The sequence below is a fragment of the uncultured Tessaracoccus sp. genome (genome assembly GCF_947286155.1).
Lineage (GTDB): Bacteria > Actinomycetota > Actinomycetes > Propionibacteriales > Propionibacteriaceae > Arachnia.
Genome location: NZ_CAMYPD010000057.1, coordinates 1 through 14,691 on the forward strand (window position 1 = coordinate 1; position 14,691 = coordinate 14,691).

At 59.7% G+C, this 14,691-nt stretch carries 15 protein-coding genes; 9 read left to right on the forward strand and 6 right to left on the reverse strand.

Features of this window, described 5'->3' with window-relative positions:
- The 4 genes from Q0X68_RS11675 to Q0X68_RS11690 all read right to left on the reverse strand — a co-directional run.
- Positions 1-629, reverse strand: a 629-nt coding sequence (locus Q0X68_RS11675; RefSeq protein ID WP_297751950.1) for an ABC transporter permease, incomplete at its 3' end; no start/stop codon positions are given.
- A gap of 1 nt (position 630) precedes the next feature.
- A complete protein-coding gene (locus tag Q0X68_RS11680; protein WP_297751953.1) occupies positions 631-1,545 on the reverse strand; it encodes an ABC transporter ATP-binding protein in 915 nt (304 codons plus the stop codon).
- Positions 1,545-1,733, reverse strand: a complete 189-nt coding sequence (locus Q0X68_RS11685; RefSeq protein WP_366128325.1) for an AbrB/MazE/SpoVT family DNA-binding domain-containing protein — start codon at positions 1,731-1,733, stop codon at positions 1,545-1,547. The genes Q0X68_RS11680 and Q0X68_RS11685 overlap by 1 nt, the downstream gene beginning before the upstream one ends.
- A 69-nt stretch (positions 1,734-1,802) precedes the next feature.
- Entirely contained in the window at positions 1,803-2,348 is a 546-nt protein-coding gene (locus tag Q0X68_RS11690; RefSeq protein ID WP_297751956.1) for a GNAT family N-acetyltransferase, read from the reverse strand.
- A gap of 115 nt (positions 2,349-2,463) precedes the next feature.
- On the opposite strand from Q0X68_RS11690, the gene Q0X68_RS11695 reads away from it, so the two are divergent.
- From Q0X68_RS11695 to Q0X68_RS11710, 4 genes are read left to right on the forward strand one after another with little or no spacing between them, the layout of a single operon-like run.
- Entirely contained in the window at positions 2,464-3,447 is a 984-nt protein-coding gene (locus Q0X68_RS11695; RefSeq protein WP_297751960.1) for a siderophore ABC transporter substrate-binding protein, read from the forward strand.
- Between the two features lie 10 nt (positions 3,448-3,457).
- Positions 3,458-4,483, forward strand: a complete 1,026-nt coding sequence (locus Q0X68_RS11700; protein WP_297751963.1) for an ABC transporter permease — start codon at positions 3,458-3,460, stop codon at positions 4,481-4,483.
- Positions 4,476-5,537 (forward strand): iron chelate uptake ABC transporter family permease subunit, encoded by a 1,062-nt coding sequence (locus tag Q0X68_RS11705; RefSeq protein ID WP_297751965.1) that lies wholly within the window; start codon positions 4,476-4,478, stop codon positions 5,535-5,537. The genes Q0X68_RS11700 and Q0X68_RS11705 overlap by 8 nt, the downstream gene beginning before the upstream one ends.
- Positions 5,534-6,289 carry an ABC transporter ATP-binding protein gene (locus tag Q0X68_RS11710; protein ID WP_297751968.1) on the forward strand — a complete coding sequence of 252 codons (756 nt, stop codon included), beginning with the start codon at positions 5,534-5,536 and terminating at the stop codon, positions 6,287-6,289. Before Q0X68_RS11705 ends, Q0X68_RS11710 begins: the two co-directional genes overlap by 4 nt.
- A 21-nt stretch (positions 6,290-6,310) precedes the next feature.
- Here Q0X68_RS11710 and Q0X68_RS11715 read toward each other — a convergent pair whose 3' ends face one another.
- Entirely contained in the window at positions 6,311-7,561 is a 1,251-nt protein-coding gene (locus tag Q0X68_RS11715) for a M18 family aminopeptidase (protein ID WP_297751972.1), read from the reverse strand.
- Between the two features lie 523 nt (positions 7,562-8,084).
- On the opposite strand from Q0X68_RS11715, the gene Q0X68_RS11720 reads away from it, so the two are divergent.
- The 4 genes from Q0X68_RS11720 to Q0X68_RS11735 all read left to right on the forward strand — a co-directional run bounded on the left by Q0X68_RS11720 (position 8,085) and on the right by Q0X68_RS11735 (position 12,498).
- Positions 8,085-8,324: a hypothetical protein gene (locus Q0X68_RS11720; protein ID WP_297751975.1), complete on the forward strand. Its 240-nt coding sequence runs from the start codon at positions 8,085-8,087 to the stop codon at positions 8,322-8,324.
- An 801-nt stretch (positions 8,325-9,125) separates the two neighbouring features.
- Positions 9,126-9,944 (forward strand): hypothetical protein, encoded by an 819-nt coding sequence (locus Q0X68_RS11725; protein WP_297751978.1) that lies wholly within the window; start codon positions 9,126-9,128, stop codon positions 9,942-9,944.
- Positions 9,937-10,875 carry a YcaO-like family protein gene (locus Q0X68_RS11730; RefSeq protein WP_297751981.1) on the forward strand — a complete coding sequence of 313 codons (939 nt, stop codon included), beginning with the start codon at positions 9,937-9,939 and terminating at the stop codon, positions 10,873-10,875. The genes Q0X68_RS11725 and Q0X68_RS11730 overlap by 8 nt, the downstream gene beginning before the upstream one ends.
- A 1,041-nt stretch (positions 10,876-11,916) precedes the next feature.
- Positions 11,917-12,498 (forward strand): ATP-binding cassette domain-containing protein, encoded by a 582-nt coding sequence (locus Q0X68_RS11735; RefSeq protein ID WP_297751989.1) that lies wholly within the window; start codon positions 11,917-11,919, stop codon positions 12,496-12,498.
- 86 nt (positions 12,499-12,584) lie between these two features.
- On the opposite strand, the gene Q0X68_RS11740 is transcribed toward Q0X68_RS11735, so the two are convergent.
- Complete coding sequence (locus tag Q0X68_RS11740) at positions 12,585-13,073, reverse strand: hypothetical protein (RefSeq protein WP_297751983.1); 489 nt, start codon at positions 13,071-13,073, stop codon at positions 12,585-12,587.
- A 228-nt stretch (positions 13,074-13,301) separates the two neighbouring features.
- Here Q0X68_RS11740 and Q0X68_RS11745 point away from each other — a divergent pair, with 228 nt between their 5' ends.
- Positions 13,302-14,645: an IS256 family transposase gene (locus Q0X68_RS11745; RefSeq protein WP_297751992.1), complete on the forward strand. Its 1,344-nt coding sequence runs from the start codon at positions 13,302-13,304 to the stop codon at positions 14,643-14,645.
- Positions 14,646-14,691: the final 46 nt, after the last annotated feature.

Here is a 14,691-nt window from a genome sequence, read left to right on the forward strand (position 1 = left end):
ACCAGCTCGACCACGTGGTATACCGGCGAGAACCGCATCAGCGCCTGCACCCCGTCGGGCATCGTGGCAGTCGGGATCATGGTGCCCGAGGTGAGCATGAGCAGGATCATCAGGCCATTGCCGATCCCCGTCGCGGCCGCCACACTCGGGTAGATCGCCGCGAGTGTGTAGCCGATCGCGAGCATCGCGAGGTGCCCCAGCACCAGCGCCCCGACGACACCCAGCACCATCGCCGGCCATGAGACCCCGAACGCGGCCAGACCGACGATTAGGGTGAGCAGCGCGCCGAGAAGTCCCAGCCCGAAGTACACCGTCAGGTCCGCCGCGACGAACGTCCGCGGCTCCAGCGGGGTAATGCGGAGCCTGGTCAGGGCGCCGGTCTCGCGCAGGGTGAGCTGCTGCTGCGGCACCACCATGATCGCGACGATCATGATGGCGATCACCGTCATGCCGGGCAGCATCTGGTCAACAAAGCCGTGCATCCCGAACTCCGGGCTTGGCTCATTGCCGAAGATCAGCCCCAGCACGACGAGCAGCGCCGGCGAGAAGATAATGAGGAAGAAGAACCCGACGGGCTCACGCAGGTTGGATTTCAGCAGCGCCCCGACGAGCGCTCGATAGCCGCGCACGTCACTCCCCTTCCCGCATGCGACGCCCGGTCAGCGCAAGAAACACATCCTGCAGCGTCGGTTCGACGGTCTTCATCTCCTGCACGACGACATCCTCCGCCGCCAGCAGCGCCATCACCCTAGGCGCGAACCCATCCGCGCCACGCACGACGACCCACTCGCCCACGCGTTCCACGGAGGTGACCCCGTCGACGTGGCAAAGGGCATCGTCGAGGACCTCGCCCGCGAGACGCAGCCTGAGCGACGCCCCACCCGCGTGCCGCTCGATCAGCTCGCGTGTCGTGCCCTCGGCGATGATCTGACCGGCGTCGATGATGGCGATGCGATCACACAGCGCCTGCGCCTCCTCCATGGAATGCGTAGTCAGGACGATGGTTCGACCATCGTCGCGCAGACCGCGCAGGACATCCCAGATCGCGAGACGGGCCTGTGGGTCGACGGCCGACGTGAGCTCGTCGAAGAACAGGAGCTCGGGGTCGTGCAGCATCGCCAACGCGATGAACACCCGCTGCCGCTGCCCGCCCGAGAGCCGCTCGACGCGCGCCCCCGCCTTGGCTGCGAGACCGAGCCCGGCGAGCAGCTCGTCGACGTCGCGGGTCCGCGGATAGAACGACGCGAACGTTCGCAGCGCCTCGCGCACGGTGAGCCGCGGAATGATCGTCGACTCCTGTAGCTGCGTCCCCATCCTTTCGACGAGGACATCGTGCTGCGCGATGGGATCCAGGCCGAGCACCGACACCGTCCCGGAAGTAGGCCGGTCAAGGCCTTGCAGCATATTCAGCAGCGTGGTCTTCCCCGAACCATTCGGGCCGAGCAGGCCAAAAATCTGATGCGCTTCGACGGTGAGATTCACCCCATCGACGGCGCGCACATCCTTGAAGTGCCGATGCACGTCGCGGCAATCGATGACTGCCATCAGGCACCTCGCGGTGGTTCAGCGGGCTGCGGCAGGGCCTCCAATATGTCGGCTAGTGCTGCGCTCGGCAAGATGACGATGCCCCGTTCGCGGTCGGCCAGGAGCAGCACCTGATCTCCCGGCTCGTAGCCGAAGAGCTCGCGGGCCCCTTTCGGGATCACGATCTGCCCCTTCGGCCCGATCGTCAGCGTGGCGGCAACCCTGTCTCCTCATGCATTACTTCTCCTACTAAGTAGAACTAGTAAGAAAAGTATAACTCAGGGAGTGCTGGCCACAGCCCGCTTTTGATAGACCGGGTCGCGATGCACCGCCTTGCCGACGATGAAGTCGACGTACCCGACGCGCTCCCACCCGTGCTTGGCATAGAACTGCTGGGCGCGATGGTTGTCGTAGTTCACGTTCAGCCACAGTCCCTCGACACCCCGCTCGACGGCGCGACGCCCCGCCGCGTCGAGCAGCGCGGCGGCCACGCCCTGTCCGTGGCACTCATGCCGCACGTAGCACTTCGAGAGCAACCCCGACGTCGCGAGTGTGACGCCCAACTCAGGCGCGGGGGCACCGTCGGAATCAAAGAAGAGCAGCACATAGCCGAGCAGGCGCGTGTCGTCGCAGGCCACGAGCACGTCACGCTCCGGGTGGGCGAGGTGCTCGGCGAATCGCTGGGCGGTGAGGTGCTCGTCGATGTAGGCGCGCATGTCGTGCTCGCTGAGGGAGGGTGGGCAGGCCATGGGGAATGTCTCGATGGCGAGGTCAGCGACGGCGGTGGCTTCGTCGCGGCGCGCCTGCCTGATGTGGTAGCTCATGCTTCTCCCTCTCCAGCAAGAAAACTATTAGGAAATGTTTGCGTATCGAAATTACGTAGGTTAGGCTCCCCTAAGTCGCGACATATGAAACCCATCGCACTTGAGAAAGACCGAGATGAAACTACAACGTCTGGCCGCCCTTGTCGCCGCAGGGCTCGTCGGCCTTGCTGCCTGCTCCCCCAGCAGCAGCGACAACACCACGTCCTCGACGGAACCCAGCGCATCCAATAGCCCCACCCAGGTCACCGACGCGCGAGGCACCGTCGACGTGCCCTCCAGCCCCCAGCACGTCGTCGCCACTGACAACCGCATCTTCCAAACGCTGCAGGCCTGGGACGTGAAGCTCGTGGCTGCCCCCAAGAAGCTCATCCCCAGCAGCAACGCGTACAAGAAGGACGACGCCATCGTCGACCTCGGCAACCACCGCGAACCCAATTTGGAAGCGATCGTCGCGACGAAGCCCGACCTCGTCTTGAACGGCCAGCGCTTCGCGCAGCACTACGACGCCATCAAGAAGCTCACCCCCGACGCGGCGCTCGTCGACACCGATATCTCCCCTGACAAGCCCCTCGACGAAGAACTGAAGCGCCAGACCACCCTGCTCGGCGACATCTTCGGCAAGCAGGACGAGGCGAAGCAGCTCAACGCCGACCTCGACGCCGCCATCAAGCGAGTCAAGGACGCGAACAAGTCGGAGAAGTTCATGGCCGTCATCACCTCTGGCGGCGAGATCAACTACGCCGCGCCCGGCAAGGGCCGCACCCTCGGCCCCGTCTTCGAGGTCCTCGGCCTCACCCCCGCGCTCGAGACCGACGGCTCGTCGGATCACACCGGCGACGACATCTCCGTCGAAGCCATCGCCCAGTCGAACCCCGACTGGATCCTCGTGATGGACCGTGACGCGGCCGTGAGCGCCAACAACGGCGAGAAGTACACGCCGGCCAGCGAACTGCTCAAGGAATCGGCGGCGCTGCAGAACGTGACCGCCGTGAAGAAGAACCAGATCGTCTACATGCCCAAGGACACCTACATCGACGAGAGCATCCAGACGTACACTCAGTACTTCAACGAGTTGGCAGACGCCATGGAAAAGGCATAACCCGCAACCGATGACCACCATCACCCAGCCCCGAACTGCGACGCGAACCGCCACCCTGCCACGCGCCCGCCAAGCCACCGCCGCTCGGCCCGCGCACAAGCTTTCGTGGCGGTTCGCCGTCGCGGCTCTTGGCACTGCCGGGCTGGTGGTGGCGTCGTTGTTCGTCGGCGTCTACGACGTGTTCGGCTCCACCGACGGCGCCCAGATGTTTGCGATCACCCGCACCCCGCGCACGCTGGCGCTGGTGCTGGCGGGAGCCGCGATGGCGATGTCTGGCCTCGTCATGCAGCAACTCACGCAGAACCGGTTCGTCGAACCCACCACCACCGGCACCACCGAATGGGCCGGGCTCGGGCTGCTGCTGGTGATGATCGTCGCGCCGGGCGCATCGCTGCTGACCAAGATGGTGGTGGCGGTGCTGGCGGCCTTCATCGGCACGATGGTGTTCTTCTTTATTCTGCGACGGGTCACCCTCCGCTCGGCGGTGATCGTGCCCATCATTGGCTTGATGCTGGCCGCGGTGGTCGGCGCGTGCTCGTCGTACATCGCGCTGAGCACCAACATGCTGCAGAGCATGGGCGTGTGGTTCCTCGGCTCATTCACGTCGGTGGTGCAGGGCCAGTACGAGCCGCTGTGGGCGATCGTCGTCGTCGCCATCGCCGTGTTCATCGCCGCCGACAGGTTCACCGTCGCAGGCCTCGGCGAGGACATCGCCACCAACGTCGGGCTCAACTACCGCCGCGTGGTGCTCGTCGGCACCGGCCTCATCGCGGCTGCGACGGGCATCGTCACCGTCGTGATCGGCAATCTCCCGTTCCTTGGGCTGATCGTGCCGAACATCGTGTCGCTGTACCGCGGCGACAATCTACGCTCCAACCTGCCGTGGGTGTGCCTGCTCGGCATCGCGGCAGTGACCCTCGCTGACATCATCGGGCGGGTCATCATCATGCCGTTCGAGGTGCCCGTCGGCACGATCTTGGCCATGGTGGGGTCGGTCGTGTTCATCGTGTTGCTGCTGCGGGGGCGCCGTGCCTGAGCCCGCCGTCGACGCCGCTCCTGCACCTGCCCCCACCCGCCAGCGCCGCACCCGCACCAGCTCCGGTGCATTCCCGACGATGGGCCACCGCCGCCGGTATTGGATGATCTTCACGGGCATGCTGGTGGCTGCAGCGCTGTTCGTCTTTGGCAACCTGGCTTGGGGGAACCCCATGCCGCTCGGCACCGAGGGTTGGTGGCTGATCGCGAAACTGCGGGTCACCAACATGGCAGTGATCGTCGTGGTGGCGTTTTGCCAAGGCCTCGCCACCGTCGCATTTCACACCATCACAAACAACCGCATCATCACGCCGTCGATCATGGGCTTCGAGTCGCTGTACCGCCTGGTGCAGACCGTCGCCGTGTTCGTCTTCGGCGCCGCGGGCGTCGCGATGGTGCAGGGCGTGTGGCAGTACCTCTCGCAGGTGGCGCTCATGGTGGGGTTCGCGGCCATGCTGTACGGCTGGCTGCTCACCGGCAAACGCGCAAACCTGCACCTCATGCTGCTCATCGGCATCGTGCTCGGCACCGGGATGGGCGCGATCGCAACGTTCCTCCAGCGCCTCCTCACGCCCAGCGACTTCGACATCCTCACCGCGCGCCTCATCGGCTCCATCGCGAACTCCGACGCCACCTACCTCCCCGTGGCCGTGCCGCTGGCGGCGTTCGCCGGCGGGGGCCTCTGGGTGATGTCCAGAAAGCTCGACGTGTTGGCGCTCGGGCGAGCCACCGCCGCCAACCTGGGGGTGGACCACCGCCGCAACTCCATCGTCGTGTTACTGCTAGTGGCGGTGCTGATGGCGGTGTCGACGTCGCTGGTGGGGCCGATGGCGTTCCTGGGCTTCCTGATTGCCATGATCTCCTATCAGCTGGCCGACACGCACGACCACCGCTACGTGTTCCCCATGGTGTGGTTAACCGGCATTGTTACCCTTGCTGGGGCGTATTTCGTGCTGAAGCATCTGTTCTATGCTGAGGGCTCCGTCGGCATCATTATCGAGGCCGTCGGCGGCACCTTCTTCCTCATCTACGTGCTGCGAAAGGGGCGCCTGTGATCTCCGTCAACGCCGCTGGCAAGCGCTACACCGACGAGGTGCGCATCGGCCCCGTCGACCTCGACATCCCGGCAGGCGGGGTGACGGCCCTCGTCGGGCCGAATGGTGCGGGGAAATCTACGCTGCTGACGATGATCGGGCGCCTGCTGGGCATGGATGAGGGCAGCATCGAGGTGGCGGGCCTCGACGTGGCCACCACGAAGTCTCAGGACCTCGCGAAAGTGCTGTCGATTCTGCGACAGGAGAACCACTTCATCACCCGACTGACGGTGCGGCAGCTCGTCGGGTTTGGGCGGTTCCCCCACTCGGGCGGGCGCCTCACTGAGCGCGATGAGCAGATCATCGACGATGCCATCGACTTCCTCGACCTGAGCGACTTGGAGGGGCGCTACCTCGACGAGCTCTCCGGCGGGCAGCGGCAGCGCGCGTACGTCGCGATGGTGCTCGCCCAGGACACCGACTACGTGCTGCTCGACGAGCCGCTGAACAACCTCGACATGGCGCACGCCGTGCACATGATGCGCCACCTGCGCAGCATCGCCACCGAGCTCGGCCGCACCGTCGTCATTGTGCTGCACGACATCAACTTCGCCGGCGCCTACGCCGACCGCATCTGCGCCATGAAACACGGCCAGGTGCAGGCCTTCGGCACGCCGGAGGAGATCATGCGCTCCGACGTGCTGACCAGCATCTTTGATACCCCCGTCGACGTGATCCCCAGCCACCGGGGTCCCGTCGCGGTGTACTTCTGAGGGTCACCCGGTGCAGGCGCGTCAGCCTGCCCAGTAGGCACTGAGCGCGCGCGACAGGTAGCCCGGGTCTTCCACCCCGCACAGCTCGCGGGCTGAGTGCATCGACAGCAGACCGACGCCGACGTCGACGGTGGTGATGCCGAGCCTGGTGGCCGTGATGGGGCCGATGGTGGTGCCACAAGGCATGGCGTTGTTGCTCACGAACGGCTGGGTGGGTACGTCGGCGCGCTTGCACGCGTCCAGCCAGATGGCGGTGCCGACGGCGTCGGAGGCGTAATGCTGCTGGGCGTTGAGTTTGAGCAACGGGCCCTGGTTGGGCTGCGGGCGCACCACCGGGTCGTGGTGGTTCGGGTAGTTGGGGTGGACGAGGTGGCCGGTGTCGGCGGAGATGCAGCTGGAGCGCGCGGTGAAGGCGCAGCTGGCGTCAACGTCGAGGCCGTAGCCAGCGGCGATTCGAGTGAGCACGTCGTCGAGGACTGAACCTGCAGCGCCGGAGCTGGTGCTGGAGCCCACCTCTTCGTGGTCGAAGGCGGCGAAGATCTGCACGTCGGAGGTGGCTTCGGCGCGTTCCATGGCGACGAGGGCGGCGTGGGTGCAGGCGAGGTTGTCCAAGCGCGCAGATGCGAAGAACTCCTGGTTGAGCCCGATCACCTGCGGGGCTTGCGTGTCGAAGGTGTAGAGATCGTGGAATGCGACGTCGGAGCGCTCGACGCCGGCGAGCTCGGCGAGGTGGCCGAGCAGTCCCCCGTTCGGCACCGTGGTGAGGATGGGCTGCAGGTGGGTCTGCTTGTCGAGGTGGAGGGCGTCGTTGACTCCCCTGTCGAGGTGCACGGCCAGCTGCGGAATGCGGCAGATGGGCCCGGACTGCACGAGGTGCTGTTCCCCGTCGGTGGTGACGAGGCGCCCGGCGATGCCGAGGTCGCGGTCGAGCCACGAGTTGAGCAGCGGGCCACCGTAGATTTCAACGCCGATCTGCGTCCACCCTGCCGACTGCAGCAACTCCCCCGGCTTCACTTTGAAGGCGGGAGAATCGGTGTGCGTGCCGACGATGCGTGCGCCGGCTTCGCCGGAGAGGGTCTCCGGCGCGATCCACGCGACGACGGCACCCTGCCGCACGATGAAGTACTTGCCGGCGATGCTCTGCCAGGGCTTGCGCTCGTCGAGCTGCGTGAACCCGGCACTGACAAGGCGATCGGCGATATTCGCCGCCGCGTGGTACGACGTGGGCGAGGAGCTGACGAAGTGGGCGAGGTCCGCGATGTGGTCGAGCATAGGAACCACCTTAGGGGGTCTGCGCGAAGTCCGGTGGGCAAGACAGTTTGGAATGCTTCCTAGGTGCTGGCTTGAGCTGGGATGGCCCCGCGATTCACCCGATACTCACACGGGAATACGAAGAAATCCCTTACCGACGACGATCTACCAAACGCATGTGACTATCGGGTTAGCAGCCCGCAAGCAATAACCAAACGCGCCCAGACACCGCTCAACGAGGCGCAGCCCAGCCAAAACAATCCACATGGCGGGGAGAGAAAGCAGACCGTAAGTAGGCCGCGCAGTCTTATGTTCACACAAGGTAACAATCCGATCGTGCGGCCATATGCCCTTGTCAAGGGCAATTAACGCTTGCTCGAAAGAAAACTGGAGTATTACTGTTCACAGCGGCGTATCTAACGATGCAGGCTTCCCGCCGGCGTGCCCGCGACATTTTCCTGCCGTCGACCTCTTGACGTGAACGCCCCCCTTACTTACACTCATACACAAGTTTCTGCCACTAGTCAAACTTTGGGAGGTTACGATGAGCATTCAGAAGCTTGAGGTGATCCTTACAGATCGAGACATTCAATCTGACACACCCTCCATGAGCCAGTCTGTTGGAAACTGTGCGGCGTGCACAGGATCAGCAGGAAGCATTGCCTGCGTGTCTTGCGGCGGCTCCGGAAAGACCAAATCAACGATGATCAACAATATTAGGACCAGTGAAGATAAAATAGAGCAGCTACTCAGGCAGTTTGAAGCTGATCTCACCGCAACTTGAAAGATGCGGCTCAATGGGTAATTCAAATCGAAAAAATGAGACTAAAACAACTATATTTAAACTCAAAACTCCATACGAATTCCTCAGGGCAGGAGCGAATTCGTACGTATTAACTCGCAACATCTTTGCAAGAGTTGCTGACGCAGACCGAGATGATAGTTCTAAACAAATATCGAATATATTAGAACAGCAAGTAAACACAAATGATCCTCTTGAAAGATTCAGAATAACCCTTTTAGTTCGCGGGCTTCAAGATTCATACCTGAAACCATTCAAAGAAGAATTCAAAAAGGTTGGCTTCTCACAGACAACCCATGGCGACCTAAAGCTAGGACCACAGCCTAGCGGAAGATTACCTATCGCACTCGTTGTCGACCTAACAGGCAATCTGCCCTCACCTACCGAAGAGCACTAGGGATTTTTAACTCTCCATTATTTCTTCGATCTGCTCTTTCGATATAGGTCAAGTATCTACTGGCCGAATAGTGGTAGACCATGCCCAGCATGTATCAGATCTTTGTTTGACACTCAATTAACATGGGGACGTCGCCGATTACAAACCATTGGCCGTCACTACCATCAGGCTAACGTGAGTCCATTTCCAGGTGTACGGGCACCAACGTTCTTCGAAGCAATGGCTTGCATAGGTGATGCGCTAAGACTACGAGAACGCTTGATCGCTGGAGACGCTCACGCTATCGACGGACTGCGCGAAGCTGAGATAGTTGATTTGAAGAGTGGAGTCATGACCAGAGAGATATTTCCTGTAGACCCTAGCTGCATTCATAAGGGGTTCACGACATGACTGTATACAGTGAGACTCTTTTGTATCAAGTGGAGAGTGCTTTGCCAGATAAGTGGCGTGATCGAATCTATAAAGCACGAAGCTCCATAACAGGCGACAACGCGTGGCATCAGGACAATAAAGGATTCGCGATCTGTTCACTACCCGCCGCCGACCAACAGCCATGGCTGGTAACATCGCTCCTGGGACGCGACATCAGTTTCACACCCCAAACTGAACCGCTCGATCCCGTGGAGCATTATCGTCCGAGGCAAAGAAGCTTATGCACAGGCCAGACAGTCCCCATACCCGTCGAGGCAGAAGAGATATATCGCTTCATAGGCAGCGTATTCTCTACCTCCAAAAATATGAACAACTTCAGCCCTCGCACGTATCCAAGTGCAGGTGGCCTTTACCCCGTGCAGGTCGTCGTAGCGCATCGGAACACAAGTGACCTTGAGGAATGGGAGTCATTACATTACATCTCCTCTACAAACTCTATTGAAAGCCTCTCGAAGTTTACAAGCGCGGAGATGCTTTGTTACATCGGCCACACGGATACCTTTGATCCACGTTCTGCTGATTTTATAGTAGCCTATTTGGTGCTACCCTGTTTGAGTATTGCTAAGTATGGACCTCGCGGATACAAATTCTCCCTCTTGGAAGTAGGAACAATGCAGGAATCAGCCAGACAAGCTGGGGAATTATCTGGTTGGCAAAGTCGCGCTTACGGTTATTACGACGAATTAGGAATTGCAGCATTGTTTGGTTTAAATCCAGACCGAGCATGGATTGAAGGTTTACAATTCTTCGGAAGGGGGGAAGTACATGAGTGAAATACTGTTTCAAACTTATAGATCAAACGGTAGCCGGATGCATGTCAGCGGCTTGGTCGGCAACGCTGTCTCCGGAATTGCTTTCGGTTCCTCACCCGGGGATAATTTGAGAGCCAGAGCCGAGTCAATTGAGAGATTTTGGTACCACTATGGACCCAGCGCTGACATGAAGGTTTGGCGATTAGATCGTTCAAAGGGAAGAATAATCGTCGCGAAAGATACTAGAAAAGGCCCATATAGATCAGATTCCTCTGGTTTGGCAGTCCACACTTCTCAAGCTATGGCAATAGAAGCAGCTTCACTTGAGTTTATCGAACGGCAAAGCCTTGTTGCACACTGGTCCCTAGGAACTCCCGGACAAGCCGTAGCAATTCCCGAAGTTTTGCCGCCACGTATGCAAAAAGGATATGTTGAGTTAAGAGATATTTCATTATTTCATGGTATCCACGTCATCCTAGCTCTCTACTCCTCCACTGAAACGACGGTTAAATACTCAGCTGGCGCGTCTGCTTCTCCTAACTTCGGCGAAGCAGTCAGAAAGGCCCTAGAAGAGTGCGAACAAGGGCATTTTTTAATGGAAGATAACCTGGAGAGAATTAATTCCAGGAGGAATCTAGTAGATGAAATTCAAGATAATTATGTAACTTACAATTCACCCGGAACGATCCATCTATGGCCCGCCATCGAAAGAGACTACGCTGATAAGCCCAAAGCAGGCAGTCAAAAAGCCCTAGAAATCTTAAGTTCATTAGATGATCCTCCTTTTGCAGTGTCAGACAATGTATTCTGGGATGGGGTACAGTTTCATGTTTGCCGAATTTTCTCAGACTCTTGGTATACAGGGCTCCATGATACAAATCGACTACCCACAGCAATACAGTCAATAGCCGATATTACTCGCCGAACCAGAGAATATGTTCCGTTCGGGTGAATAATAATGAAGATTCGCCTAACTCTCTTGAAATCAGATAGTCCGCCGCGTTTCGTGAAATGGACACTAGATTGGGTTTTAGAAAGCACTTCGAAAGCATCCAACGTGCTGGTATTAGGCGCCATAGTCACGGGATCTGTCTCCACTGTGGCTGCTCCAACAGCACTTGGCCTCGGGCTAAATTGGGCCCTGGCACCCTCAGACTGGGCACCCCGTTTATTCATTGTGTCGCTGATATATGGGACGTTGTGGTGGGTAGGAAGTGCCGCCGAGGCTTGGGTTTTGCCCGCCTATGGCCGAATAGAACAGCAGGCCCAGTCCGCCATCATGGTGGACGCGCTGGCCAGGAGCGGACGTCGTGACCCGCGAGATCGTCGTCGCCAAGATGCCCCCTCGATCGGATTCGCCATTGACGCCCTAGCTGCAGCTTTTAGAGACGGGCTCAATGTACTGTACTTATCGCTTATCCCGGCAGCTGTAGGAATTCTGGCTGGCATGATTGCCATTAGCCTAATTGGAGGAATTTGGGTTACCCTAATTTTCATCATGACCTTCGCATGCTACTGGTGGATAAGCAACCCTCTGATCCGGAAACATGAAGAGCGACAGAAAATGTTCTTCACTGAGACACTGCGTAGCCACGGAGTTCTTGTCAATTCTCTGGAACTTTGGCGGGAGATTTTCGTCTATCGATCTGGAGATTACATTGAAGACCGATACCGCTTGGACCGACGCGATGTGGAGGGAAAGGCATTACATTCCTACCAGGCAACACGAATGCTACAGGTGAGTCAGGCAGGGGTCTTGGCCGGCGGAATCGCATGCGCTCTACTAGCTTTACTCCTCAGCGGAGTAATGCCTCAGCCAGGAACCGCAGTCGCGGTCGTGGGCGTTTTCATGTCTGCGTCGCTGCCTCTTCAAGCCGCAGGATTTGGTATGTCGACTCTTGCTGTAGCCTCAGCGCGACAACGTGAATCAGATGAGCAAATCGGGTCCAACTCTGATAAAGAGAGCCCTAGCAGGGTCGCCGTTTTACCTCCGATGACAGGACGACCCGTGTGGTGCTTGGGAGTTAGCGGATCCGGAAAAACCACTTGGGTAGAGCGTATCTTGGGGCTACGGGAGTACGAGGATGGGCAGACGAGTGCACCTTGCGAACATGCGGCCTACTTACCACAGGATCCTCATCTGATGTTCCTCACCGCCAGCGGAAATGTCGCCTTTGGCCGTCCTCTGAGTGACGATGCGATTAACTCTGCTCTTGATGCGGTCGGCCTCACACAATTCGTCAACGGCGGGGATAGAGCTGAGGAAATCATTTCTCCTGAATCCACTGGCCTCTCCGGAGGTGAGCTACGGCGTGTTGCTCTGGCGAGGGCCTTGGCTGATCCCGACGTTTCCCTTGTAGTTCTTGACGAACCAACTGCCGGTCTAGATGAAGGTATGCGCTCAGTAGTGTGGAAACTGATCGAAGTCCATGCAAAGAATCGAATCGTCATTGTTGCGACACATGATCCACAAGCACCCATTCGTCCTGGAGATCTGATTCTCCGGCCCGGCCCAGATACCCAGGTAGGAGGCTCGTCCTCGCCGCATGCCTCAGAGAAACAGCTCGACGGCTGACCTGGGTGCTGGCTTGAGCTGGGATGGCCCCGCGATTCACCCGATACTCACACGGGAATACGAAGAAATCCCTTACCGACGACGATCTACCAAACGCATGTGACTATCGGGTTAGCAGCCCGCAAGCAATAACCAAACGCGCCCAGACACCGCTCAACGAGGCGCAGCCCAGCCAAAACATTCTGTGGAAGAGGGCTGAACGCCCTGGCGTGTACCCAGGTAGTGTTGAATCCATAGACGTTGTCTAGTAAACCTCCCAATTTTTTGTAAAAATATCGTTGTTTATCGGTGGTATTGAGAGCTTGGAGCTCTCCGATTTTTACGGTGGCTGCGGAGGTAACAGGGATGGTGATGGTTCCTGATTCCCCGATGCCTTGCCAGGCGATGCTCCAGTTGCTGGTGGCGGTGATGGTGTAGATCCCTTGCCGGGAATAGCCTTCTTGGCGACCGCAGATGACTGGGGTGTTGATGGTTGTCATGGTTGGGTGGGCGGGTTTCCAACTAGTGCAAGTAATTGCTTCGCTGCCATCTCCGAGGTCCCAATCAATACTGGTCACGGTACCGCTGATGGTCACGGTGTACCCCTGCTTGGACGTGCTGGCATGCACCGGACCGGTGGTGTGGTGAAAGATTCTTGGGCCAGAGCCATATCGGCATACCGGGGTGAGTCCCACAGCGTGGTGGTATTCCCGTGGTGACCCGGCCGGGATGCTGAAGGCTCTGGGGTGAGTCATCGTGGGGAGGGTGTCAGATGGTTTGTGTAAGGGGTGGCTCCTGACTAGGAAGCAGACACACTGATGACCATGATCGATAAGCAGTCGCGTGAAGACCGTCGCCGTGCCCAGACCGAGGGCGTGAGGGCGCTGGAGGCTTCGGGTGCTTTGGATGACTTGTATGCCCGGATCGACGCCGGCGAGGTCCAGCTCGAGGGCAAGGACGGTCTGATCCAGCAGCTCATTAAGGCCGGCCTTGAGCGGGGTTTGCAGGCTGAACTGAGCGAGCACCTCGGCTATGACAAGGGCGCCCCTGAAGCGGCCACGTTCCCGAACTCACGCAATGGCACCAGCGCGAAGACGGTGGCCACCAGCGTCGGCGAGGTGGAGCTGGCGATCCCCAGGGACCGTGACGGCAGCTTCACCCCGATGCTGGTGCCCAAGGGCTCCCGCCGGCTGGGAGGGCTTGATGACATGATCATCAGCCTCTACGCCGGGGGGATGACGGTGCGTGACATCGAGCACCACCTCGTGTCAACCATTGGCACCGAGATCAGCCGGGAGACGATCAGCAAGATCACCGACGAGGTCGCCGACGAGGTCCTGGCTTGGCAGCAGCGTCCCTTGGATGCGTTCTACCCGGTGATCTACCTCGATGCGATCATCGTGAAGATCCGCGACGGCGCGCACGTGCGGAACAAGGCCGCCCACATCGCTGTCGGGGTCGACATGGACGGCATCAAGCACGTGCTGGGGATCTGGATTCAGGCCACCGAGGGCGCCAAGTTCTGGGCGGGGGTCTGCGCGCAGCTGGCCAACCGCGGCGTCAAGGACGTGCTGATCGTGTGCTGTGACGGGCTGACAGGGTTCCCCGAGGCGACCTGGCCCGACTCCACGGTCCAGACCTGCGTGGTCCACCTGATCCGAGCCGCGATGCGGTTCGTGTCATACAAGGACCGCAAAGCCATCGCAGCGGCGTTGAAACCGGTCTACCAAGCCGCCGATGCAGACGCCGCCCGCGCCGCGCTGGATGAGTTCGCGACCACACCACTGGGCAAGGCAAACCCGAACACCATACGCGTCTTCGAGGACGCCTGGACCAAGTTCGTGCCGTTCCTGGCGTTCCCGCCCATGCTACGCAGGGTGATCTACACCACCAACGCGATCGCGTCGTTGAACTACCAGCTGCGCAAGGTCACCAAGAACCGAGGCCACTTCCCCTCCGACGAGGCCGCGGTCAAGCTGTTGTGGTTGGCGATCTGCAACATCGAGGACAAGCGAGCCCGTGACCGGGCCAAGGAGAAAGGACGACCCAAGGGAGCCAAACGAACAGCCGAAGGACGCCTCGTCGAAGGCCAAATCACCACCAACTGGAAACAGGCCCTGGCCCAACTCGCCATCGCCTACCCCGACCGCATCAACCCCTACCTCTAACCACCAACCAGAGACCACCACTTACACAAAAAACTTGACAAGCTCT